We start from the raw sequence: 24,927 nt of genomic DNA, 5'->3' as shown, positions 1-24,927 counted from the left end.
AGTATGCCTTGAGGCCCGAACCGCCAGCCATCACAACCATCACGCGACACCAACGGCCAATCGGCGCCTCTCCAGCCAGGGTTTCAACCAGCTTTTGGCGCGGCCACCGGGCGCGGTGCCGGTGAGGACTTCAGACAATTCTGACGCGCGCATCAGGGCGTCGAGATCAATTCCCGTGCTCACCCCCATCTGCTCCAACATCATTACGACATCTTCCGTAGCCACATTTCCCGTTGCTCCCGGCGCGAAAGGACAGCCGCCCAGGCCGCCAATGGACGCATCGAAATAACGCACACCGGATTCCAGTGCGGCGAATACATTGGCCAGCCCCATGGCCCGGGTATCGTGAAAGTGGCAACCGAGGCGCTCGGCTCCCAGGCTCGCCACCAGTGGATCCATTAACTGGCGTACCTGCAGCGGATTGCCGGCACCGATGGAATCCGCAATCACCACCCGTTCGGCCCCCTGCGCGACAAAACGCTGGGCAATATCCCGCACCACCAGAGGATCGGTGGGACCATCAAAGGGACAGGAAAACGCCACCGCGATGGTGGCGATCACCCGCGCACCGTCTTCCGCCGCACGGGCAATGATGGTCGCGGCATCCGCTTCCGCCTCCGCCCGGGTCATTTTCACATTGCGCTGCGCCATGCCATCACTGGCGTACAACACCATGGCAACGGTCTCCACACCGGCGGCGCGCGCCAGTTCATAGCCGCGCAGGTTGGGAATCAGGGCACTCAGAGAAATACCCTGCAGGGATGACAGCGCGGTCATCACTTGGTCTGTACCGGCCATCGCCGGCACCGCCTTCGGTGACACAAATGCACCGACCTCAATATGATTCACCCCTGCCGCCGCAAGCGCCTCCACCAACTGCACACGTTCGGCGACGCTGAGTATTTTGGGCTGGTTCTGCAGACCGTCCCGCGGACCAACCTCGTTGACAATAACCTTCCCATCCATCAGGCAATGACTCCATCACGCTGCATTTGTGCAACTTCTTCCTCGCTGTAGCCCAGCAGGGAAGTGAATACTTCGCAGGTATGCTGCCCCAACAGCGGTGCCGGGCTGTACTCGTCGTCACCGGTGCGCGAAAGCTTGATCGGGTTGCCCGGTCCGCGGGTACTCGTGCCATCCGGGTGCTTCAGGTCCACCACCATTTTGCGGTGCAATACCTGGGGATCCGACAGTGCCTGACTGAAACTATTGACCGGTGCACAGGGAATGCGTTTTTGCTCCAGTAGCGCCAGCCAGTACTCGCAGGTGTTGGTGCTGAGAATCTCGTTCAGTTTCTGGTTGATCATGTCCCGCGCGGCCCAACGGCCGGGCTGCCCATCAAGGGCGGGATCGTCAAATTCCGCACAGGGCACCACTTCTTTCAGGTTTTGCCAGAAGTTATCGGTAATCACCGCGATGACGACAAACCCGTCGGCGCAGCGGAAGGTGTTGTAAGGCACGTGTACGAAGTGCGAGTTGCCGATCGGGTGCGGATTCTCCCCGGACAGGAAATGCATGGTGGCCATGTAGTTCAGCAGGGAAATCTGGCAATCGAGCATGGAGATATCCACATGCTGGCCGCGACCGCTGCGCTCGCGCTCGTACAGCGCGGCGAGAATCCCCATTACTCCAAACATGCCGCCGCCGAGGTCGCCAATGGGAATGCCCGCGCGCACCGGATGCTCCGGATCGGTACCGGTAATGGACATGCCTCCACCAGACGCCTGAGCCACCTGATCAAAGGCCGGGCGCTTATGGCCGGGGCCATCCGAGCCGAAGCCGGACACGGTACAGGTGATGATGCGGGGATTGACCTTGCACAGGGTGTCGTAATCGATACCAAGGCGCTCGGGCACGCCGGCACCGAAGTTGCTGAGTACGATATCCGACACCTCCACCAGTTTGTAGAACTGGGCGAGACCAGCCTCGGTCTTGAGGTCAATGGCGACACTTTTCTTGTTACGGTTAAGCGTGATGAAATAGGCCCCCATGCCGCCGAGAGAATTCGAAGGGTCTGTCGCCAGCAACTTGCGGGTACCCTCCCCATGCAGAGGTTCGACCTTGATGGTTTCCGCACCCAGATCCGCCAGGATCATGCCCCCGTAGGGACCAGACAGCATGTGCGTGAGATCGAGGATTCGCACCCCCTGGAGCGTATTGTTCATTTTCGTGCGCCACTTACGTACTGTTGACAGGAAAGCCGGGACAGCCGGAACCAAGGGTCCGCTTGCCGATGCCGGCAGAATTGTTTTATTGTTATACTTATATATCAAATGAATGGCAAGAGCGAATGGAGATCGTCCAGTTGCGCCTGCCGACAGCAGGGCCATCCAGGAAAACAACGAAAAGAAAAACGCAAGAAGAAAACGCAAAAAACCGCAAGAAAAAGCAAACAAGAAAACCAAAAGAAAGACACAAAAAAACACAAGGGGAGCCACCATGGAAAGCAGCAACAAGACGGCCCGCGAGATCTATGCCGAACTGAAAGCCAACCCGAGCCGGGCCCGCTTCGGTTTTGGTGACAAGGCCGTCCTGGTCAACGTCGACCCACAAAAAGCCTACACCCGCACCGACCTGTTCAAGACCGCCTACGAAACCGATCCGCGCCAGATGGAATACGTGGATACCCTGGCGAAAAAATTCCGCGCGCTGGGCTGGCCGGTGGTCTGGACCCACGTCGCCTATATGGAATCTGGCGAAGACTGCGGTATCTGGGGCACCCGCACTGACACCCCCGATTCCCTGCAAAACATCAAGTTCGGCTCCGAACGCAGCGAATTCGACGATCGCCTGCACATCGATCGCGAGCGCGACGTGATTTACTGCAAGAAAATGCCCTCAGCATTTTTTGAAACCCAGCTGCAGTCCCTGTGTGTGTGGCACAAGGTAGACACGGTAATCATCACCGGCGGCTCCACCTCCGGCTGCATCCGCGCCACCGCGGTGGACTCCCTGTCCCGTGGCTATCGCACCATCGTTCCGGAAGAGTGCGTCGCAGACAAACACGAGTCCTATCACTTCGCGAATCTCACCGATCTCGCAATCAAATATGCGGACGTGCTGGAAGTGCGGGAAGTGTTCGACTGGCTCGACAGCCACAAAGCGAACCTCGAGGAAGCGCTGGCGGAGACCACCGTATGAAAGCCGACCCCGGACTCTACGATTACTGGCCCTGGGAAGGCCGCCCCAAAATCACCTGGCCGAACGGCGCTCGCGTGGCCTTCTGGGTCGCGCCCAATATCGAATTTTACGAACTGAACCCACCTGCGAATCCACACCGCAAGGCCTGGCCACAACCCTATCCCGCCACACAGGGATACAGCATCCGCGACTACGGCAACCGCGTCGGCCATGTGCGCCAGATGGAAGTACTGGATCGCTACGGGGTGCGCGGTTCGATTTCCCTGTCCACTGCCCTGTGCGAACACCACCCGGAAATCATCGCCATGTGCGCGGAACGGGACTGGGAATTTTTCAGCCACGGTATTTACAACACCCGCTACACCTACGGCCTGTCGGAAGCGCAGGAACTGGAGATGATCCAGGACTCGGTACACACCATCGAACAATATACTGGCCGCAAACCGGCGGGCTACCTGGCACCGGCCCTGTCCCACTCCGAACACACCATCGACCTGTTCGCCGAAGCCGGCGGTATTTATACCTGCGACCTGTTTCACGACGATCAGCCCACCCCGATCAATGTTCGCAGCGGCAAACGTTTTGTCTCGGTGCCCTACTCCCTGGAGATGAATGACACCATCGCCTATGTGGTAAACAAGGTGGAACCCCGACGCTACGGGCAGATACTCAAGGACAACTTTGACCGCCTGTATCAGGAAGGTGCCGAGAATGGCACCGTCATGTGCATTCCCACCCACAACTATCAGGTGAGCTGCCCCCATCGCCTCAAGGCCTTTGAGGAAGCCCTGGAATACATCACCGGGCACGCCGACGTGTGGGTGACCACCGGGCGGGAAATTGCCGAGTATTACCTCGAGCACCACTACGACAACGCTGTGGCGGCCATCGCCGCACAGGAGGGCTGAGGCCATGGCACTGGATAGAGAACACCTAGAATATCCCCGCCGCAGCTACGGCATGGACCACGATCGCTACGACTGGTCGATGCTCACCGATCGCCCTGCCGTGCAGTGGCCGGACGGCAAGCGCCTGGCCCTGTGGGTCAACGTGTGCCTGCAATTCTTCCCCCTCAACCAGCAGGGCAAACCTTTTGCAGCGCCCGGCGGTATGACCATGCCCTACCCGGACCTGCGCCACTTCAGTCTGCGCGACTACGGCAACCGGGTCGGGATTTACCGTTTCCTCAAAGCCTTCGACAGCTACGGCATAAAGCCCAGCTTTGCGATCAACTCGGCACTGGCGGAGCGCGCTCCGGCGCTGCTGCGCACCATTGCCAACCGCGGCGATGAGATACTGGCCCATGGCATACACATGGACGCCCTGCACTACGGCGGCCAGGATGAAGCCGAAGAGCGCGCGCTGGTGGCCGAGTGCCTCAGTACCCTGCGTGAAGCCAGTGGCCAGCCGGTTACCGGTTGGCTGAGCCCCGCCCGCAACGAAAGCGAGCGCACCCCCGAACTGCTCGTCGAGCACGGAGTAGAGTACTTCTGCGACTGGGTGAACGACGACATGCCCTACCGCTTCCACACCGACAACGGCGGACTCTGGGCGATGCCGCTATCGAACGAACTGGAAGACCACTTCGTCATCATGAACAACCAGCACTCGGAACAGTCGTGGCTGGAACAGGTGTGCGACGCCTGCGACTTTCTACTGAAAGAAGCGGAGCAGACCGGTGGTGGGCGTATTCTGGCGCTGAACCTGCACCCCTGGATGCTCGGTCAGCCCCACCGTATCGCCAAACTGGAGCAGGCACTGGAATACATTACGCGCCAGCAGGGGGTGTGGTCAGTATCGCCAGGGAAAATTCTCTCCACGTTTACTTGCAGTGAAGGCTGAAGCTGGAAGTCGCTATACAGCCGACGGCTGGTTTAGCCATTGTCCTATCGGCAACACAAGCAATCCGAACGAAAAAGGGCCTGATAATTATCAGGCCCTTTTTCGTACATTAAGCTTGCAGGGAGACCCACAACCTCTCGATGCCCATTGGCAAAAATCAGCGGTTCGCCATCAATCCGGCATACTTGCTCGTTACTTCCATCCGATCTTTCCATGGATCGGTACCATGGACAGCTTCGGCGTCCATGGTAATGTCCAGGATATTATTTTGACTCGGATCAAATGCCTTCCATTGCCGCAGGCCGGTTCCATTCGGGTTACCCGTCTTGATGAAGTTAACTACATAGCTAAAAGGTAACTCGGCGGCCGTCTTATCTTTTTCCGTCAGGCTATCGTATTTTTTGTCGATGGTTTTAAAGAAGAACGGAATTTCACTTGCATGCTGTGCGCCCTGGCCGTCACGAATAGACTCCGCCACATAGGAGAACCGATAAACATAGGCCTCCTGTCCGAGCCCAGTCATTTTTCCTGCGAAATATTGCGCAGGCTCTTGCATACCACGATCCTGGCCTACCATGAAATTCAGTATTTGCAGGGGAAGGGAATCATTGGGGTCATAGGCCAGTCTTGCCTCCTCTGCGTAGGGCCCGAAAGCGCCGAATAGCGTCTCTTTATCCGGAGCCATGCCGAATCCAATATCCTGGCTGGTGGTGCCAACCAGGACCGGAACTTTTGCGACCTGGCCACTTTCCACCATGGCCTGAGTACTTCCGAGCACAATTTTGCCATCTGCCAAGGGACCACCAACATAGGTCTGCTTCCCTTTCGATGGCATAAACAGCGCCGTCAGATTCAATCCATCAAGTACATCGTTGGCGGACAGGGCTCGCATTTGCGCCAGTGTTTCCGGGCCAGTTCCTTCAATTCCATGCTCTTCAGCGAAGTTCAACCCGATCTGCTCAGCAGATGGATGCTGTTCCGTGCCTTCTGTCAGACTGCGCTCTCCCATCAGAGAGCGACCGCCACCTGACATGATGATGGCTCCCTGAATGAGATCTTTGCTGGCAGGCGCTTGCATCAGTGTGTGCACCGACCCACCTCCCGCCGACTCCCCCATAATAGTGATACGGTGCGGATCACCATTAAACGCCGCGATGTTATTTTTCACCCATTTAACCGCGGCTATCTGATCCATAAAGGCATAGTTGCCAATCTGTCCCTCATCCGCTGCACTAAGTGCCGGGTGGGCAAAAAAACCGAAGCGACCCAATCGATAATTAAAACTAACAAACACAACACCGGATTTTGCAAACTCGGCGCCGTCATAAACTGCCGGAGACGCCCCGCCATTCACATAACCGCCCCCATGTATCCATATAACCACGGGCGCCGGTTCTTCCTGGCTCTCTGGGGCCCACACATTCAGGTACAGGCAGTCTTCCGCAGGGATTTCCCCCAGTGGCGCAGCATCACTCGGAAACGGCTTTTGCATGCAGTCATGGCCAAAGGTTTTAGCGTCGCGAACACCATCCCAGGTGAATGACTGCGGCTCACGCCAGCGATTTTCGCCTACCGGGGGCGCCGCATAAGGTATCCCCTTGAACACCTGAATGCCGTCGGTCATCGCACCCTGTAATTCACCACCGCTAACAGTAACAAGCGGTCCATTATTAGTTGCCTCCGACGCGGTAACATTGCCTATTTTTTGGGCGCATCCAGTGCTGAAAAATACTGTAACCAGCGCTGCAGCAAGCACTTTTATTCCAATGTTCAATTTAGCGTTCATAACCTGTAGTCCCCATCAACGCGCAAAGTATTGGTTTTTTTCTAAATAAATGGGTGCACTTGCCACCACATCCCGGCTCAGACAGCGTGCTAACCATAAAGGCCATGCTACGGAAAACGTGACCGTCAATTCAATATCCGCTGAACGCCAGCAATCTGTTCCCCACCTGCCTGAATGAAATACTCCCATATTCTCAGGCGCCCGGAGCTGAGGTCCTGAGGGCAATTTACCCAGACATACCAGAAAGCGCCCACTGTCGCCAAAAACATTGAAGCAAATTGCGCTGCCTAGGCCGTCCCCATTAAAATCGCCCCCTATCTTTGATACCGGAGCATTACCCCATGGGCAGAGCCTATCAGAACCGCAAAGACTCAATGGCCAAGACCTCGAACATGAAAGCCCGGGTCTACAGCCGCTACGGCCGCGAGATTTACGTGACCGCGAAGTCTGGAGGTATCGACCCCAACGGCAACCTGGCCCTGCGCAGCCTGATTGAACGCGCCAAGAAAGAGCAGGTCCCCACCCACGTGATCGAAAAGGCGATCGACAAGGCCAAGGGCGGTGCCGGCGAAGACTTCTCCCGCGCCCGCTACGAAGGTTTCGGCCCCGGCGGCTGCATGGCCATCATCGAATGCCTGACCGACAACCCCAACCGCACCTTCGGCGACGTGCGCCAGGCCTTCACCAAAACCAAAACCAAGATCGGAACCGAAGGCTCCGTCAGCCACAGCTTCGATCACCTGGCGATCCTGGTGTTCCAGCACGACGATGAAGAAGCCGTGCTGGAAGCGCTGATGGAAGCGGATGTGGATGTCACCGATATCGAAAACGAAGACGGCAAACTCTCCGTATTCGCCCCACACACCGATTACTTCAAAGCCAAGCAGGCGCTGATCGAAGCGTTTGGCGAGATCGACTTTGAAGTGGATGAGATTCAGTTTGTACCGCAAACGTATACCGAGATCTCCGGTGACGATGTGGCACTGTTTGAGAAGTTTATAAATATGCTGGAAGACCTGGAGGATGTGCAGGCGGTTTATCACAATGTGGAGAATGTGTAATTGATACTCGACTGATCAGTATCCGCCGGGGAATCGAATGGACCGTCTCCCAAGGTTAGGCTATTTTAAACAGAACGTATAACAAATCAGATAAGGCCCCAAAGGGGCCTTAATTTTAGAAGCCGGGACCAAGAATTTTACTTCAAGATTTCACCATTACCGTCTGGAAAGCCTTAAGAAACTTTCAGCCGATTTCCAAGATTTTCGGGGTATTCAGCTTCTCGATTACATCCGAAATATCTCTAATTTCTGGATGTATTCTCCAGCTAATCGGCCCACCCTCTACATACTCAAACGCGCCTATACGCTCAAGAACCACTCCCAGGTAACTCGAACCCTGAGCAAATTTCGTATCTTTCTTAACCAGATAGAGCGACTTTCCAAGGCCATTCCTTTCTTCGCCTTTGGGCAACTTTGCCACATTATTGGCAAGCGGGAATGCCTCAAAGCCAAACTTACCTACTAACCATCCGATGGCTGCTAAAATTTCACAATAAGAATATCTATGCTCTATTTCTGATTCAGATAAAATCTTTACTTCACCTTCGCCGATTCGGCAAGAAAACTCTCTGGCGTTACCGCCACCTCTCGTAGTATCAGAAAAATTTAGCACCATAAGCATCCCCCGTAACACATTTTTTAATAAAATTAGCCACTAAATTATGCCAGCGCAAACTCATTATTACACTCGAAACATCTCAGGTCATAACCGATCATAAAAAGAGCAGCTTCAAAGCCATGACATCTTGCTCTGAGATCATTTTCGCCAGAAAACCAATTACATCGAGTCAAAGTCTCCCGGATAATCCATCCCAACTTGAGCTGCCATTGCGCCCAACTTTCATCAGTTACATCGGTGGTAAAAAACTGAGGAGCATACTGATAGCCTAGGGCTGCTGGGTTTCTAATTTGGTCACCTCTCGCACTACCTGAGGGGAAACATAGAAGTTCAGGATCGGAATCGCGGTCACTGCAATATAGTGCGTATAACATTGCCATTGCAGCACCAACCCGGCTATCGTAAATTGGTGAACCAGTCTTATCGAGCAACGAATGGATTTTTGTCAACCCAGCATCGAAACGTAGTACGTTTTCAGAGTTTAACGCGGTGTAGCTCTGATGCCCCGTCAAATCGAATAACGGCACCAATTCAGAAAAATATTTAATCAAATCACCATTCTCATACAGCCCCTTTAGGAACGGTTTGGCTCCCCTGACTCCGCCCCATTGAAGAATGGCTAGACAGGCTAAGTAGCAGGAATGATCATCATCTTGCTCAACAGCCATCTGCATCCACTGACTAAGCCTTTCAAGAGAACTACGAGTACTTTTCCAATCCGAAGAGCGAACACGCTCCCCGCCTTCAGCGTCCCAGTAAGCAGACCAACAGTAATTGGATAAAACTTCTTCGAGCCCCAATACCGTCATATTCAACCCACTTGGTACGTACCTGCTTTGTGCGAAATTTAACTCAAATTCCAGTGTTGGCACCTTTTCAATCAACCAAGAAATGAAATCATCTACACAGAGAGAACTTAAAAACTCGTTTCTATTCATGTTTTCCAGAATTTAACCAAATCGACTTCAAACAAACTTCTACTAACCCAAAGCCAACGACGGCCAGCTAGAGGTATAGATCCGCCACTAAAAATTATTACTCAGCCATCGTGATAAATATATCCATAGGCAGATGTCGCACGAATATCCCAAAGGAAGTCACAGTGAAAGGATTTCCCTTTTCTCACATAATGAAACTGCTCTTTACAATAGATACTGGCGGTCGGTGGATTTGAGTAGCCTTCGTCGTCATACCAGAGCCCGATCTGTTTATAGATACGAACCGTTTCTGGTTTTTTATTCGGACACCAGGGGACAGCCAAAGGTCGAGTTTCTTCTGAGCTAATAGTTGGTATCAATAAAACCTCTTCCCCTTCGACAAAATCATCAAAAACAGGGAGGTTCCGATGCCCTCTGGTAGATACGCCCCGGTATGAGGCATCAACACCATTAAAAATCAGCTCGAATGTCAGCTCATTTTCACTAGAAATTGGCAATGGACTATTTCCGTTGAGAATACAATTCTCCGGCCGTGCGTACACAATCACCTCCAGGCTATCGTCCTTTCGCCAATACTCTGCTGCGACCGCCTCCCGGATAGTTATACTCTGGAAAATAAAGGCCTCCGGAATCAGAGGCTTTTGGTCAACGCCTGGCATGGGCAACCTCCTTATCTTCAGAAGAGGCGTATCGATTGCGATCTCGGGCATTTTTCTTCTGCAAGTTACGCAGCAGAGCTTCTGATAGATCGATTTCTTGCTGATTGGCAATACACGTAAGAACAAACATGACGTCTGCCAGCTCATCTGCGAGAGCGCGCTGAAAGTTCTCAGGCTCTTCCCCACTCTTATAGCGTTGCTGTCCAAACTGTCGACAAAGCAATCTATTTACCTCTCCGACCTCTTCCGAGAGCATGCAGCCATTGGTAAGCGGTTCAAAATAGTCGCTTCCAACACCCTCTATCCATTTGTCTACTGCTTGTTGATAACTATCTAAGCTCATGACGTCGCTCATTCTGCCTCTCCTTATTATCGATAAAACAAACTGCTGAGGTGGTTCCCCTGCCCCAAGGGTCGCCCGTGACTATCGAACGTTCGCCCGCCCGGCCCAAAATTGGGTATATACCATCCCAATACATTGCCACCTGCTCGGTAAGCCAGCAGATACCCACTTGAGGCTTCACGCTCTATCCAGCCCAGTAGCTGGCCTTTGGGGTCACGTAGAAGTTGTCGAGCCATATGTCATCTCCCTGTTTGACCCCGCCAGTATCCGCGGATAACCTACGGACATCATCGTAGGTTTTGGGGGCAGCATGTATCTGAGGGCAGAATTTGATAACGAGGCAAAGTACATGCTCCTGTGGGAGCTATACCGGGCCGATGACGACATCGGGATACGCCTCAACCAAGCACTGAAAAAAATCATCCAGAAATCCAGCCTGTCCCAGCACCCCCGTAGATTCAAAGACCAGGCAGAAACCTTTGTGCGGCGATACAACAGTGAGCACGGCGGTGTCTGGCATGTGGACAGCAGCAAACCAATCGGGAAACGTTGTGTTGATATCGAATCCGACACGCCACCAAATGGCACCGCTCGCCGATATACGCTGAAAGAAGAACCGCGCCTGGTGAACCCCCGCAGCAAACGCTTCCACTTATTATTGGTAGACAAATTCAACCGATTCTTTTTGCCTCGTTTCGAGCAAGAGGCGCTAGAAAAACAAATCATGCCCAGCCAATCCGACCAGACCCTAGATACGCTGGTTGACCGATTGAAATTTGTGCCGCGCTATCCGGGTATCTACCCCAATGCCAGCCCTGAGAGGATGCGACTTGTGGAACTGTTGGCCATACGTGCCCTGGAGGAAGGTCGAGGGTTCGCCGCCAATTACCAAACCCGCCCAGAAGAGGTTTATTTCCCTGTATGGATGATACGCCGCGAACAGGTGAGCTATTTAACATGTGCTACGGCCAGCAATCCCGACTGTTATGAAGAAATGGCACTTCATCGCTTTCAAGTTGATATTAAAAGCGCTGGTGACATAGACAGTCACCCGTTGGTAGAGCCAAAATTTCAGCTCCAGTATCAAAGCCCCAATGTCGCTCCTCGTATTCCCGGAAACTGGGGCAGGCTAAGTCAGTTGGAGCTAGTTATAGAAGGACCCGTTGCAATTCATCTCTCGGAGATGCGTTTTCACAGGGAAGAAGATAAGCAATCACTTACCGTGCACACATTCTTGCAGCATACACCTGTTCCAATACTGCACATCCTAATCCGGGAGCTGCCTTACACTTACGAATTCAAAACCTGGCTATTGGGACTCGGGCCGGCACTCAAATCACTCAAGGCAGAACCTGCGAAAGGCTACGAGCTCGTAGACCCAATGGCAGACTTGACACGAGACCTAAACGCTTTAACTACCAACCTGCTGTCATTCTCCGATGCGGGCAAATGAAGATATTGAAATCTGTAGAGCACTATCGGCGTCGGCATTATGCCGTAGCCTCTAAATTTCTGGCCTTCGCGAACTCAGCTTCGCTATCGAATAACAGCCAATGTATAGCTTGTCGAGCGACAGCTACTGCATCGTTTTCATCACAGCATTTCAGGCAACCGACTTGGTGCGTGTTGATATATTCAAATTTCGCAAGCAAGCCGGCCTCATGCACTTGAGGAGCAAGTAATAGTGAATATATCGGCGCTGCCCCATATAGCTTGAGTGAATCCCGATAAATATGAGCGGAGCTCATAGAAGCCAGCAGCCCACCTTTTGAGGCTGTATATTTACTATCAAGACAGATGAAGCGTGAGTGATTACCATAGCGATATTCCAGCACCAAATCCGGGCGACGTTCCTGGCTGATGGAGCAGTAGCCGAGATTATTTTCTCGCGCTAATGAAGGGCACCGAAGTTGTGTGTATAGTCGTAATTTTTCGTTCTCTCTTTCGCCTTCCAGAAAAATTCCAACAGAGCTTACATTTCTCCGCTTAGTCCAGGAAAAATCGGGAAGTAATTTTTCCAGCGCCTGAGCGAGAGACACGAAACACCAGGACTCATATATTTCCCAGGTTGGCGGTAAGTAATGACGTTCGTCCTGCTGCAAATCGGATACGCCATCCCTCAGTAAACGAATACCCAATCGATGGGCACGGTTGTACTCAGGGTTACCGGCAATGGCGTTGATACCTGCAACACCGGGATCTCTGCTGCTGACTACGGAGAAAGGTTCCCTGCGGGATAGTCTGACAAGGTGCTTCCGCACTGATTCCAGATAAACAAGCCGCCTGGGCAATCTCGCAGAGATATCGGTCTCCGTTTCCGAGGATACACTGCTGCCCTGTTTGGAGAACTCAGAAATCAGCCAGGATACCTGCCGCAAAACAGCCTTTAGCTGGCGAGCAATCACCCGGGTGGCGGGGTGATCCAAATTGGTTTCATAAAAAGGCACATTGAGGCGATTATCCGGTAATCGCTCAGTTGTCCCCTCGGCACCAGCAGTACCTTTATGGCTTAAAGCTCGGAAAAGCTCACCGTTACTCGCCAGTTGGCGCACGGTAGCCACATCCACTCTGCGCGCCATATGAACTGGAAGTTGCTCCCTGCGATAGCTGTTCCACTGCATTGGGTTGTCACAGATCAGTCGCAACGTGTCAACAAAAGGGTTCAGGAAGCTCTTAAGGCGCGCGTAGCGAATCCAGGCGCAGGGCGGTGATGAAGATTTCCCTCCCAGTGCGTGTGTTGCCGGCTCGGTACCTGTAACCATCTCGGGAGCATAAGCAATAATATCGTCAATATACTGGAAGAATTGTTCACGCCCCGATTTATGATTTGCCGCTGACACATCCGCGCGGAAGGTACCTTTTACGCTACCGCTCTTACCTTCCAGCTCCAGCAGAACCTCTCCAGAGAAAAAGCCGGGAGACCACATCCAGTAGCGTCCCTGAGGATCTAGCGGTAAAGGCGCATCATCCACATATAGTTGATCGCCGAATTCGGGAATTTCGATAAGGTAATTCCGACCTTCCTCGAAACCGCTGAGCGCAGTCCCCTTGGAGAAAGTCCCAATCTGAACTGCACGGCCATTCTGATCCCCGAAGACCTCCAGGCCTTTACTCAACGCCAAAACCTCATCATGCCAGTATCCATCAGATCACGCTGGAGCGAGCGCACCTTGTCACAACAACGGCGCAAGCCGAGGCGAGCAAGTTCCGTGACCAGGGCATCCAGGGTACTTTGCAGACGCTGGCTTTCTGATCCACGTAGCTTGGGTAGTATGCGTGCGTAGATCACGTTATCGAGCTCGGAAACCAGATCAAATTCGCGGTGCCTGGCTGCCAATTCCAGATACGACAGCACATCTTCCACCGTGCGCCAACCAAAGTGCATCCGCTCTGGTGACAATACCGTCATCAAACTACCCAAGCACTCCTTTGCTCGCGATACATCGGTTTCCGATAAATTGAAGGCGTTCCAATTGGGGTATTCATCGAGATTGATCTGCCAGAACTCCAGAGTGTAGGCCCGGTCCAGCACCTTGTCGGAAATACCATGAGTGGTTTCATCCATGTTGACAGTGCCGATAAAGGCCATATTGGATGGATAGGTAATTTGAGCCGGTACACCATCAAATACATCGCCCTCATTGTGCAGGCGCAAGTGATCACCAGACTCCATAGCCGACAACACCGGCGCGAAGTACTGCTCCGGGTGTGACAGATTCATTTCGTCCAGAATTACGGTAAACGGCTGATCAGGGTTGCGACTGGCCCTCAGAAAAAAATCGAGCAAGGGTGGGCGGACATAACTGTCGGCCATTAGCGGATTAACATAGCCAAATAACGGCGATGGGTCATACCAGCCCGGTTGCACCGGTAAGATATACACGTTTTTTTCCGGTGTTGAGGTGAAGTCCTGGGCCAGAGCCTTGGCATAACGCTGGGCCAGGAAGGTTTTTCCCGATCCTGACAGGCCCGCCATAATCGCAAAATGACGCTGCTTGTGGGACCAAAGGCCCAGGTGAAGCTGTCTTACCTGGCTGGAAGAAATAGCCGTATCGCCAATAACCCGCGCCAGTAAATCAGCCTGGTCGAGCTTGTGAATATCCAGCCCGGTGATACCTGTATCGAGCTTCTCCTCAAACTCCTGCTCCACCCGAAGTTTTTCCGGCTCCCAGTCAATCACTTTTACCCAGGACTGGCCAGACTCAGTGAGTGCCAACGATCGATCATCGGTGATGCTGAGTAGATCAAAATCACGCAACCACTTCAGAATCACTCCCGGGGCATAGTTGGTAGTCCAACCAGAGTTAACCTGTTTAAGCTGCTCGATCAAATCCATCCAGCGTAAGGGGCCGTGCTCCAGTGCCTTAATGACATGATCTACGCCCAATACCCTGGTAAGCAGTAGCGGGATCAGCTCCTGGGGATCTTCATTTTCGAGAAAACTCACTCCACGCGAAGTTGGCTTCAGTATGCCACCCTTCTCTTCAACGACATGAAATTCATTTTTCAATACATTGATGATGACCCGGAGAGAATTTTCTTTGTAGTCTGGGAATTCCGATCTCAAATGATCAATCAGTTCTTCGCGCGTCACTTCATTTTCAACGAAACTGAGCGCACTGGAGATAGCACCCACGCCGCCGCCAATTGCCGTAAGCCCCTTGCGACGCTGTGCAGCAGGTAGAGGATGCAACTTTAGTGTTCCGGACGTAACTGATTCGCTTACCTCTTCGTCAGCAGATTCGGCCAACACATTGTTTTCATACAATATCCAGGCATACGTCATCCGTCTCGCCAGAGCTTTTGGCGAAGAGTCCGTTTCACCAATCAGACCATCAATACGCTGGCGAACGTCCCAATGTCTTTTCACCGCTCCGGGTTTTTTTAATTTTCCGAACATGACCCGGTGAAACGCCAATGCCTTCCCGAGGTCTGCGATCGTGGTAAAGTGACGAGGAAATAGCAACGCAAGAACGCGCATAATTTTCAACAGAGGCCTTCGACCGGAAAACGCCAATATTTCCTTGGTTAACTCTTCGTAAAAATCAGAAATAGCGACCGTCCCGTCCTCTTCGACCCTTTTCTGAACCTGTAGTGACCTACTGGCAAACCAGCGTCGAAAAGACTCGTTCTCAATGGCTCCCCTAACGTTAACCGTACCCATACCAACGTCACTTACCGGGTTTTCTTCCCAGATATGTTGGTGAAAGGCTTCTGAACTACGCTCTGCCTCGTCCGCCTCTTGAACATAGGCAATAGAATGTTCAAGGCTTCTCAGCCAGTCAGGGCTTCGCTTGAATGGATCGATGGCAGCAATTGCCAGTTTCAGTTGCTCATCATTCGTCAGGTCAAACAAAGCGAATATTCCTTATGATTCTTATAGATAATTGAAACAACGGCGTAGTCTACTCCTCGCCATTAGTAAATCTCTTTCCGTCAAGTACTCCATCTCTCAGACAACACTTCAGCCTGCTTCAACACCAAATCCACGGCCTCTTCCTGCTTATCCGGTGGATATTTGTATTTTTTCAGGATACGTTTCACCAGAATGCGCAAACGGGCGCGCACCGACTCGCGCACTTGCCAGTCCACGGTGGTGCTGTTGCGCAGGCGCAGGGTGAGTTCGATGGCGATGGTGCGCAGAATTTCCTCGCCGAGTTCCCGCACCGACGCCTCGTTGGCTTCCAGTGCTTCGTAGAATGCCAGTTCGTCGTCGCTCAGGCGCAGCTGCTCACCGCGGTTGGCGGCAGCGCGGAAGTCCTTGGCCATGGCGATCAGTTCTTCGATCACCTGAGCGGTTTGCACGGAACGATTCTGGTATTTCACCAAAGTGTCTTTAAGACGGTCGGAGTATTTCTTGGCCTGAACAACATTGGAAGCGCTGCGGGATTTAATCTCTCCTATTAGCAGGCGTTCTAGGATTTCCACCGCCAGATTGCGGTGCTCCATCCCCGCCACTTCCTGCATAAATTCATCGGAGAGAATGGCGATGTTCGGCTTATCCAGGCCCACAGCCTCAAAGATATCCACAACCCGATCGGATACGATGGCGTTACTCAATACCTGACGCATACGCGCCTGCTTTTCGGTGTCGGTGAGCTTCCTCTCAGTTTGACTGCGCTTGGTTAAAGCCGCGCGTATCGCCTGCAGGAAGGCCACCTCCTCTTTTAGCACGGCCGCCTCGTCCAAGGTGCCACACAGGGCATAAGCCTTGCTGATTGCGAGGACCGTGTCGCAATAGCGCTGCTTGCCGTCTTCCTGGCCCAGTACAAAGTCCATTACCGGCGCCATCAGCTCCAGCGGACGGGTCGCGAATTCGGAGTAATCACAGCCGTGCAGTAATGCACGCGCCACTTCCAGCTTCTCCAGCAGTACCGCCAGTGCTTCATGCACGTCGATGGTGGGGCGGCCGCGACCGTGGCTGGCGGTATAGGTCTTCAGTGCAGCTTTCAACTCGTCCGCGATACCGATGTAGTCCACCACCAGACCGCCGGGCTTGTCGCCGAACACGCGGTTCACTCGAGCGATGGCCTGCATCAGATTGTGCCCCTTCATGGGCTTGTCGATATACAAAGTATGGAGACATGGTGCGTCGAAGCCGGTGAGCCACATATCCCGCACAATCACCAGTTGCAGAGAGTCGTCCGGATCCCGCACCCGCCCTTCCAGGTCCTTGAGTACGTCCTTGCTGTAGAGATGGGGCTGAAAGCCGGCAGGATCGGAAGCGGAGCCGGTCATCACCACCTTGATAGCGCCGTTGTCCGGGTCTTTGTGATGCCACTCCGGGCGCAGTGCGGTGATGGCGTTGTACATGTCCACGCAGATTGCGCGGCTCATACATACGATCATGCCTTTACCGGGGAGCGCGGCCTGGCGGTTCTCAAAGTGGGTGACCAGGTCCTGCGCCACCTGCTTGATACGCGGCTCGGCGCCCACCACCGAGGCTAGTGCCGCCCATTGGCTTTTAAAGCGCTCGCCGGCTGCCTCTTCGTCTCCCTCGGTGATTTCGTCGACTACCGCATCGATCTGCGGCAACTGATCCTCCCGCAGTTCGACTTTCGCCAGGCGGGACTCGTAGTGGATCGGCACCGTCGCGCCGTCTTTTACCGCCTGCTCGACGTCGTACACATGAATGTAATCGCCAAACACCGCGCGGGTATCTTTGTCTTCCGTTTCAATGGGTGTGCCGGTGAAGCCCACAAAGGCCGCGTTGGGCAGGGCATCGCGCAGGTGTTTGGCATAGCCGTACTGGTATTTTCCGGATTCGGTTAACTTGGCTTTTAGACCGTACTGGCTGCGGTGGGCCTCGTCGCTCATGACCAGGATATTATTGCGCTCACTCAGCACCGGGTGAGTGCTCTCCCCATCCAGCAGGGCGAACTTTTGAATGGTGGTGAAGATGATGCCGCCGGATGCACGGGAGGAAAGCAGACTGCGCAGTTTGTCGCGGCTGTCCGCCTGTACCGGGGTCTGCGTCAGCAGCGACTTGGCAGCACTGAAGGTCTGGAAGAGCTGACCATCCAGGTCGTTGCGATCGGTGACCACCACCAGGGTGGGGTTATCCAGCTCCGGGCGCCCCGCCAGCTTGGCGGCAAAGCAGCACATGGAAATACTCTTGCCGGAACCCTGGGTGTGCCACACCACACCGCCCTGGTTGCTGTGCTGTTGATGGGCCTCGATCGCTTTAACCACCGCCGCGCGCACGGCGAAGAACTGGTGATAGCCGGCGATCTTTTTGATGATCTTACCCTTGTGCTCCTCAAAGATGGCGAAGTGGCGCAGGTAGTCCAACCAGTGTTCTTTGCAGAACAGGCCGCGCACCAGCACTTCCAACTCCAGCTTGCCGACATCCTCATCCCGCGCACCGGTAATACTCCGCCAGGGTAAATAGCGCTCCTCGTTGGCGGTGAGCGAGCCCATGCGCGCTTCCTGGCCATCGGAAATGACCGACGTCACATTGGGCACGAACAGGTCGCGGATCTGCGCCTTGTAGGTTTCAATCTGGTTATAGGCCGCCCAGATATCGGTCTTTTCGTCGGCGGGGTTTTTGAGCTCAATGACCGCCAGAGGCAGGCCGTTAACAAACACCACCATATCCGGGCGGCGGGTACGGTCACCCTTTACGGTGAACTGGCGTACCACCAGCCAGTCGTTGTTTTCCGGGTTTTCGAAGTCCAACAGACGCACAAAGACGCCCTCGGTCACCTCTTTGCCCGCCATATCCAGGTTTACGCCCTTCACCAACAGTTCGTGAAAGCCGCGGTTGGCGGACGCCAGTAGCGGCGCGTCGTGGTTGGTGACGATATGAAACGCCTCTTCCCGCGCGGTCTCCGGCAGGTAGGTGTTGAGGCGCGCGATGGCATCGCGCAGGCGCGGGCGCAGAATCACCTGCTGCCAGTCGTCGCGCTCCGGCGCATCGCTGTCCGGGGCAATAACTTCGTTGTTGATTACCCGGTAGCCGATATCTTCGAACCAGGACTGGCAGAGGTTTTCTAGCTGATCTTCACTAATCATGACAACACCGTACGACTATCTTGTTGTTTTTTTGGCTGCGTGGATCAAAACGCGATATTCACACCAATATTTCTTAGCTCCGGCTCAGCCGCCGCGACTAATTTGCGCAAGGTTTCGAGTAGCCACGTGTTTATTCCCTCCCACTCACTTTCTTCAAAGCCATCTACCGGTTCGACAATAACGAACTGATAAAAATTATCATTAAGCTGCTTCTCCTCATATTGCATTCCCAGACTTTGAGAGAAAGCTAGCTTGTCGAAATGCCGAAAGGTCTCCATCCCCGCCTTCCCTTTAAACTCCAGCTTGACGCGCACCTCAACTTTCCGTAACTCCAACACCACCTTGACGCCGCCCTGGCTGCAGTGGTGTATAAGAAACGCCGATACACTCGGTTCAACGGAGGTAAACACGGGTAGTTCTGCTGCCTTAACCATCGGCACAAACTGGTCCCAAAACCTTTTACGCACAACCTCGCGATTTGCCTGTTGCCTACCTTCCACCCGAATTTCATCCGACTTTTCTCGGATACCAATCATATATTCCTCGGCTTCTTTAACCGGAATAATCTGATCGAGATTCAACAGCAGCTGGTCGCCCATGGCGAAGGGTACTGCCTTGATGCACTGGATGCGGATGCGGTGGTCCATCAGCCACAGGGCGGTGGAGGTGACTTCGCGGCGGAAGTTGGCGGCAACAAAAATGATGCGCTGGTCGGAGCCGGGGTTGAGAGTGAGCTCATCGAATTCGATATCGTCGAAGAAATCCGTCAGCCGCTGCTGGGCGCTGTCGCCCTGCTCGTACTTGTCCAGGTACTGCTGGTAGATGGCGACGATCTGGCTTTTGGTAAGCCCCGCGCAGTAGGAGGCGTATTTGAGGGCCTGCCAGGTGACGTCGCGGCCGGAGTCGTCCAGCTTGTTTTCGATCACCACCAGATGGCCCTGCTTGTCCAGCGCCAGCAGGTCGAGGCGCTCGCGGGTTTCGTCGAAGCCGTCGAACTCCTTTTGAATAATCAGCAATTCTTCCCCAAGCACTTCCGGGTTGGCGGCGATCCACTCCTGCAGATGCTCGCGCTCGCGGAAGCCCAGTTCGGAAAATTTCTTTTCCTGTAACGGGGAGATACGATTGGCGGTTTTGTCGATTTGGTACATTAGCTGGCCTTTTGTGGGGCTTCTTGGTTTAGTTGGATTTCGCCGGAAAGGAGTTTTGGAAGCAATAAATCCCTCAGTTCAGCAAGGGTTTTCGAGGATTGATTGTTTGTGTCTATCCTCTCGAACATTGGACTAATAAGTGCACTAAAGCGTTCGGCGACTGAATCAGGTGGGATAATTAATTCTGCATCTACGACTACATTGGGTTTAACTGCGGGGTAAGCACCGCCATCGGCCAAATGCGCTAACCTTTCAATTGCCTCATCACATGTCGCTGCTACATACAAAAACTCTACCCAATGTGGAGCCTTTGGAGTCAATACAGCAAAGCCGGTACTACCAGTTAACCCAGTATTATAACGTCCAATCCTGGCATAGGAGCGATTCCCTGGCCGGACAGTTCCGACGATTGTATCCCCTGGGTTAAGAACACGCCTTGCTCGGCTCGGAGCATCTTCCCAATTGAAATTCTCAACCCGATGTATTTCACCATTCTTTGTATTCGCGAGATCTACATAGCAAATTTGATTTGGAGCATTTTTCTTAGTCCAAGATGTCGAGTTAAGGGAGCAAACTTCAGACAAGTATCCCCAACTCCAGCCTTCGGGATATTCGTCCTTACCAGGCTCCATTATTTTTCCAGAAAAAAGCGCAGCAGTTTCCATTAGCTGCTTCCGCTGCTCCACCTCCAATCCCGCCAGCTTGGATTCCAGCAACTTGCGAGTGCCGTCAATATCGGCGGGATCGAAGGTGAGTCCGGCGATGGTGGCGGCGGCGGCGTTGTTTTGGGCTTTTTCGAGGTCGGCCGAGGACGGCATTGGCTCGCCCTGCTCCGCAGCGCACCGCTCGAAATACTCGCGCACCGCCACCTTGGCGCGCACCGGATCGAAGTCTACAAACCAGCTTTTAAATAGGGTTTGGGCTATTTGTTCTAGAGTTTGATTTGTGCGGCGGTTGAGCGATATCTTCGAATTTAACTGCCCAATCGTGGCAGCAACTTCCTCTTGAATTTCTAATGGGGGCAGTCTGAGCTTAATACTCTTCAAAGAAGATAATGGCTGACCTATTCCCGGAGTCCCAACTTGGGAAGCGTTTTTTAAAAGTTCGTAACGGCCAATCCGGCTTTTGAAAAAATAATATATAAACTGTGGATTAGCCAACTCAAGATTACACGTGAGCTTCATTAAGCTTGAAGATAAAACGTATCTACTTTTATCGGAAACAATACCCACTTCACCAATAGCCCCACGATGCGGGAAGACTAAATCTCCCTCATACACATTGCAGCCAACGAGTTCATCAGCTTTCTCTTCCGTGATATAAACGAAATCGCCCACGAACTCTGGGTCAGTTGACAAATTCGTTCCACGGATTACTGCAACTCCGCTTTCGACATAGCAGTCGCTTTTCATTCTGGAGCCGAATGGACCAATTGCGATAGCATTTTTCGAATTCGCTTTAATGTCATCGATACTCACGAGCGGCCATTCACAGCTCATAACCTAGCCCCTCAAGTTTTTCCTCTATTTCTCGCTGAAGCAACGTGCTATCGGAAAATTGCTTCTTCAGTCTTGAGGTCAATGTAGCCATCTTTTCTGCAAACGGCACCCCATCATCCTCCTCATCCGCAGCCCCCACATAGCGCCCCGGCGTAAGCACATGCTCGTGCCCGCGAATCTCTTCCACCGTCGCGCGTTTCACAAAGCCGGGCACATCCACATAGGCCTCATCGCCATTGCGCCACTGGTGGTACACCTCGGCGATCGCGGTGATATCGTCATCGGAAAAGGTCTTGAGCACGCGGCTGGCCATTTGCCCCTTGTTACGCGCGTCGATAAACAACACTTCGCCCTTACGCGGTTTGTTGCGGGCGAGGAACCAGATACAGGCGGGGATCTGGGTGTTGGTGAACAGCTGGCCCGGCAGCGCCACCATGCACTCCACCAGGTCTGCCTCCACCAGCGCTTTGCGGATGGTGCCCTCGTTATTGGTATTGGAACTCATGGAGCCGTTGGCAAGCACGATACCGGCGCGGCCGTTGGGCGCCAGGTGGTGCAGCATATGCTGTACCCAGGCGAAGTTGGCGTTGCCCGCGGGCGGCGTGCCGAACTGCCAGCGCTTGTCGCCCTGCAACTGGTCGCCGCCCCAGTCGGAGATATTGAACGGGGGGTTGGCCATCACATAGTCGGCGCGCAGGTCCGGGTGCTGGTTGTTGTGAAAGCTGTCGGCGGGCTCTTTGCCGAAGTTGAAATCCATGCCGCGGATGGCCATGTTCATGGCCGCCAGCCGCCAGGTGGTGGGGTTGGACTCCTGGCCGTAGATGGAGATATCCCCCAGCTTGCCGCCGTGGGATTCGATAAATTTCTCCGAGGACACAAAGAAGCCGCCGGAGCCCATGGCCGGGTCGAACACGCGGCCCTTGTAGGGTTCGAGCATTTCCACCATCAGGCTGACGATGGACTTGGGGGTATAGAACTGGCCGCCCTTCTTGCCCTCGGCACTGGCGAACTGGCCGAGAAAGTATTCGTACACATGGCCGAGCACGTCTTTGGCCCGGTGCTCGGTGTCGTTGAAGCCGATGGTGGCGATGAGGTCGATCAGCTCGCCCAAACGCACCTGTTTCATACGCTCGCGGCCGTATTCGCGATTGAGGATGCCCTTGAGGCTGGAATTCTCCTTTTCGATTGCGGCCATGGCGTTGTCGATGGTGCGGCCGATATCCGCCTCGCGGGCGCGGGACTGAATGGCGCCCCAGCGGGATTCTGCGGGCACCCAGAATACGTTGGCGGCCAGGTAGTGATCGAGGTCCTCCAGTTCGCCTTCGATATCCTCTGCGCTGGCATCTTCCCAGTAGAGTTCATCTTTGGGGTCCTGAATCCGCTGGGTGAGCTCGCGGCGGAACTCGTCGAAGCTGTCGGAGATGTATTTGAGGAAGATCAGGCCGAGCACCACGTGTTTGTACTCGGCGGCATCCATATTGGCGCGCAGCTTGTCGGCGGCGGCCCACAGGGTTTTCTCGATATTGGCGAGGGTGTTTTCTCCCTGCGCTTTCTTCTCAGTTTTTGCTTTTCCGGCCATGGTGGCGGTTACCTCGGTTTTTGCTGTCGTGCGTTACGTGGGACGCACGGACACGTAGTTGTCTTTGCTCAGGGTTTGCTCACCGTTGAAACGGTAGGCGACCAGTTGACGTTCCCCCTCGCTCGCGGCGACCGAATAGTCCAGGCAGGCCACATTGGTGGCCTGGGGTGCGGGAGTACCTTTCAGCCAGTAGTGGCCGATAAAGCAGGGGGCGCTGTGTTCGGGATAGTAGGGAATACCCTGCTCTACCGGCAAATTGGCGGCCTCGCCGATATCCACGCCCAGGGGCAGCGCGATCTCGCCCAAGCTGGTGGCAGCGGGGTTCCACCACTGTACCCGCACCTCTCTGCGCGGGTGACCGCTTTTGTCTTTGAACGTCACGCCGTTCGGCAGTGGTACTTCCACACCTTTGAGGAGGGTTTCTACGGCCAAATACAGGTCTGTTCCTTTGGTGGTGGCCTCCTCCATCAATTCGGGAGTCAGGTATGCGCCGTTGATTTTGTCTTCGAGCCGTTCAATCAGGCTTGCATCCCAACAGGCATGCACTGCGCGCAGGTCGCCAAGATCCAGCCACATGGGCAGGGTGTAGAAGAAGTCCAGCACCTCGGCCCGGGCTTCCGGGTCGTTGTCGTATTCGTTGAGAAACGCTTGATGCTGTTTGGTGTTTTTTTCGATATGTGGACGCAGTGGCTGGCCATTTACGTGAGTGTGATAGGCAAGCGCATTGAATTCGTGATTGCCCATAATAGCCTTGGCGTGGCCATTTCTGACCATTTTCATGACGATGTTCAGCAGCTTGCGGTGCTGGGCGAGCTGTTCGCCTCGGTCGATAAAGTCGCCCAGGAACAACACCTTGCGCTCGGAGTGGGCATAGCCGGTTTCAGTTTCTGAATAGCCGAGCTTTTCCAGCAGTTCGATCAACGCATCAGCGTGGCCGTGGATATCGCCGATAATGTCGTACTTGTTACTTGCCATTCTTGTTATTTTCCTTATCGCTTGATGTTCAAATGCTCGTCGGCGGGTTCGGCCTTTGCGTAAAACAGGTGTCGTTCGTAAATTAAAAAGATTACGGGGCCAAATAAAATAATGATTAAGCGCCAGATTAATGGCGTTTCATCCAGGCAGGTAATGCCATCAAAATCTTCGGTATTGCGAATGGCGAGGATGCCTACGGTCAGCCAGAGAATGGCGAGAGCAATGTAAATAAATGTCACGGTGTAAATCTCTCAGGATGGTCAGATCTTAAACTTCGCTGGATTGTCGATGGCACCATAGCCACCGATAAAATCGTCCACTGCCTCTTCTGCGACGTGGTCGACGATAGTGAAGGTAAAGGAGCAGCCAGATCCCTGCCCGATAACAAATATTTTCACTTCTGTGCCAAAGGCGCTTTCGCTGCGTTGGATGCCTTCATAGCGCGGTTTTTCATACATGAGCCAGAGATACCATTGCTGCATAAGGTATTGCAGCCCCTCTCTGCGGGTTTTTCCCGGCAGCAGGCGCAGCTTGCAGGTAAGCATGCTTTCCGATACCTCCGGTATATTTCGCAGGTCCGAAAGTTTTTCATCAAACGGCGTACCGGGCTCGAACAGGGTGTTGGCGATTTCGTGAACAAAGGCAAGTGACGTTGCTTCCAATTCCGAAACGTCATCGACACCAAAGTCTTTCAGTAATTGCGCGAATTCCATGATTGCGTGAAGGCTTCCTGTTTGGGTGATTTTTATTCAATTATTGAGGTGGCTACATGCGCGGCGAAAGCGCGAACTGCATCACAAACCCGGGCAAACAAGCTACCGAA

21 protein-coding genes are annotated in these 24,927 nt (G+C 53.7%); 5 read left to right on the top strand and 16 right to left on the bottom strand.

The window, feature by feature from the left end; genetic code table 11:
• Window positions 1–39 precede the first annotated feature (39 nt).
• Entirely contained in the window at window positions 40–966 is a 927-nt protein-coding gene (locus PVT68_RS16165) for a hydroxymethylglutaryl-CoA lyase (RefSeq protein ID WP_280319849.1), read from the bottom strand.
• On the bottom strand, window positions 966–2,165 hold the full coding sequence (locus tag PVT68_RS16160; RefSeq protein WP_280319846.1) for a CaiB/BaiF CoA transferase family protein: 1,200 nt from the start codon (window positions 2,163–2,165) through the stop codon (window positions 966–968). The genes PVT68_RS16165 and PVT68_RS16160 overlap by 1 nt, the downstream gene beginning before the upstream one ends.
• A gap of 274 nt (window positions 2,166–2,439) precedes the next feature.
• Between PVT68_RS16160 and PVT68_RS16155 the strand changes: the two genes are divergently transcribed.
• The 3 genes from PVT68_RS16155 to PVT68_RS16145 are packed head-to-tail and all read left to right on the top strand — an operon-like array spanning window position 2,440 to window position 4,983.
• Window positions 2,440–3,141, top strand: a complete 702-nt coding sequence (locus tag PVT68_RS16155; RefSeq protein ID WP_280319844.1) for an isochorismatase family protein — start codon at window positions 2,440–2,442, stop codon at window positions 3,139–3,141.
• A complete protein-coding gene (locus PVT68_RS16150) occupies window positions 3,138–4,049 on the top strand; it encodes a polysaccharide deacetylase family protein (protein ID WP_280319841.1) in 912 nt (303 codons plus the stop codon). The genes PVT68_RS16155 and PVT68_RS16150 overlap by 4 nt, the downstream gene beginning before the upstream one ends.
• Window positions 4,050–4,053: 4 nt before the next feature.
• Window positions 4,054–4,983, top strand: coding sequence for a polysaccharide deacetylase family protein (locus PVT68_RS16145; protein WP_280319839.1), 930 nt, complete (start codon window positions 4,054–4,056; stop codon window positions 4,981–4,983).
• A gap of 157 nt (window positions 4,984–5,140) precedes the next feature.
• Here PVT68_RS16145 and PVT68_RS16140 read toward each other — a convergent pair whose 3' ends face one another.
• Entirely contained in the window at window positions 5,141–6,769 is a 1,629-nt protein-coding gene (locus tag PVT68_RS16140) for a carboxylesterase/lipase family protein (protein WP_280319836.1), read from the bottom strand.
• A gap of 341 nt (window positions 6,770–7,110) precedes the next feature.
• Between PVT68_RS16140 and PVT68_RS16135 the strand changes: the two genes are divergently transcribed.
• A complete protein-coding gene (locus PVT68_RS16135; protein WP_280319833.1) occupies window positions 7,111–7,830 on the top strand; it encodes a YebC/PmpR family DNA-binding transcriptional regulator in 720 nt (239 codons plus the stop codon).
• A gap of 184 nt (window positions 7,831–8,014) precedes the next feature.
• Here the strand turns inward: PVT68_RS16135 and PVT68_RS16130 are convergent, their stop codons facing one another.
• From PVT68_RS16130 to PVT68_RS16115, 4 genes are all read right to left on the bottom strand, one after another.
• Window positions 8,015–8,446, bottom strand: coding sequence for a hypothetical protein (locus PVT68_RS16130; protein WP_280319830.1), 432 nt, complete (start codon window positions 8,444–8,446; stop codon window positions 8,015–8,017).
• A 44-nt stretch (window positions 8,447–8,490) separates the two neighbouring features.
• Window positions 8,491–9,387, bottom strand: a complete 897-nt coding sequence (locus PVT68_RS16125) for a hypothetical protein (protein WP_280319827.1) — start codon at window positions 9,385–9,387, stop codon at window positions 8,491–8,493.
• Between the two features lie 101 nt (window positions 9,388–9,488).
• Window positions 9,489–10,046 carry a hypothetical protein gene (locus tag PVT68_RS16120; RefSeq protein WP_280319824.1) on the bottom strand — a complete coding sequence of 186 codons (558 nt, stop codon included), beginning with the start codon at window positions 10,044–10,046 and terminating at the stop codon, window positions 9,489–9,491.
• Window positions 10,033–10,401, bottom strand: a complete 369-nt coding sequence (locus PVT68_RS16115) for a nucleotide pyrophosphohydrolase (protein WP_280319821.1) — start codon at window positions 10,399–10,401, stop codon at window positions 10,033–10,035. Before PVT68_RS16115 ends, PVT68_RS16120 begins: the two co-directional genes overlap by 14 nt.
• Window positions 10,402–10,699: 298 nt before the next feature.
• On the opposite strand from PVT68_RS16115, the gene PVT68_RS16110 reads away from it, so the two are divergent.
• On the top strand, window positions 10,700–11,842 hold the full coding sequence (locus PVT68_RS16110) for a hypothetical protein (protein ID WP_280319819.1): 1,143 nt from the start codon (window positions 10,700–10,702) through the stop codon (window positions 11,840–11,842).
• 37 nt (window positions 11,843–11,879) lie between these two features.
• Here PVT68_RS16110 and PVT68_RS16105 read toward each other — a convergent pair whose 3' ends face one another.
• The 9 genes from PVT68_RS16105 to PVT68_RS16065 all read right to left on the bottom strand — a co-directional run bounded on the left by PVT68_RS16105 (window position 11,880) and on the right by PVT68_RS16065 (window position 24,817).
• The gene (locus PVT68_RS16105; protein ID WP_280319816.1) at window positions 11,880–13,505 is read right to left on the bottom strand and encodes a nuclease domain-containing protein; all 1,626 of its coding nucleotides are present in this window, start codon (window positions 13,503–13,505) and stop codon (window positions 11,880–11,882) included.
• Window positions 13,502–15,745, bottom strand: a complete 2,244-nt coding sequence (locus PVT68_RS16100; RefSeq protein ID WP_280319813.1) for an McrB family protein — start codon at window positions 15,743–15,745, stop codon at window positions 13,502–13,504. The genes PVT68_RS16105 and PVT68_RS16100 overlap by 4 nt, the downstream gene beginning before the upstream one ends.
• Window positions 15,746–15,825: 80 nt before the next feature.
• Window positions 15,826–18,903 carry a type I restriction endonuclease subunit R gene (locus PVT68_RS16095; protein ID WP_280319811.1) on the bottom strand — a complete coding sequence of 1,026 codons (3,078 nt, stop codon included), beginning with the start codon at window positions 18,901–18,903 and terminating at the stop codon, window positions 15,826–15,828.
• 44 nt (window positions 18,904–18,947) lie between these two features.
• On the bottom strand, window positions 18,948–20,051 hold the full coding sequence (locus PVT68_RS16090; RefSeq protein ID WP_280319808.1) for a hypothetical protein: 1,104 nt from the start codon (window positions 20,049–20,051) through the stop codon (window positions 18,948–18,950).
• Window positions 20,051–21,529, bottom strand: a complete 1,479-nt coding sequence (locus tag PVT68_RS16085) for a restriction endonuclease subunit S (RefSeq protein ID WP_280319805.1) — start codon at window positions 21,527–21,529, stop codon at window positions 20,051–20,053. The genes PVT68_RS16090 and PVT68_RS16085 overlap by 1 nt, the downstream gene beginning before the upstream one ends.
• A 10-nt stretch (window positions 21,530–21,539) precedes the next feature.
• Window positions 21,540–23,129 carry a class I SAM-dependent DNA methyltransferase gene (locus PVT68_RS16080; RefSeq protein WP_280319802.1) on the bottom strand — a complete coding sequence of 530 codons (1,590 nt, stop codon included), beginning with the start codon at window positions 23,127–23,129 and terminating at the stop codon, window positions 21,540–21,542.
• A gap of 33 nt (window positions 23,130–23,162) precedes the next feature.
• Window positions 23,163–24,104: a metallophosphoesterase gene (locus tag PVT68_RS16075; protein WP_280319799.1), complete on the bottom strand. Its 942-nt coding sequence runs from the start codon at window positions 24,102–24,104 to the stop codon at window positions 23,163–23,165.
• Window positions 24,105–24,118: 14 nt separating this feature from the next.
• Complete coding sequence (locus PVT68_RS16070) at window positions 24,119–24,343, bottom strand: hypothetical protein (protein ID WP_280319796.1); 225 nt, start codon at window positions 24,341–24,343, stop codon at window positions 24,119–24,121.
• Between the two features lie 21 nt (window positions 24,344–24,364).
• On the bottom strand, window positions 24,365–24,817 hold the full coding sequence (locus tag PVT68_RS16065) for a hypothetical protein (protein ID WP_280319793.1): 453 nt from the start codon (window positions 24,815–24,817) through the stop codon (window positions 24,365–24,367).
• Window positions 24,818–24,927: the final 110 nt, after the last annotated feature.

The sequence above is a fragment of the Microbulbifer bruguierae genome, from assembly GCF_029869925.1.
GTDB classification, from domain to species: domain Bacteria; phylum Pseudomonadota; class Gammaproteobacteria; order Pseudomonadales; family Cellvibrionaceae; genus Microbulbifer; species Microbulbifer bruguierae.
The sequence above is the reverse complement of the archived record's forward strand: the minus strand, read 5'-3'. Positions and strand labels throughout refer to the sequence as shown.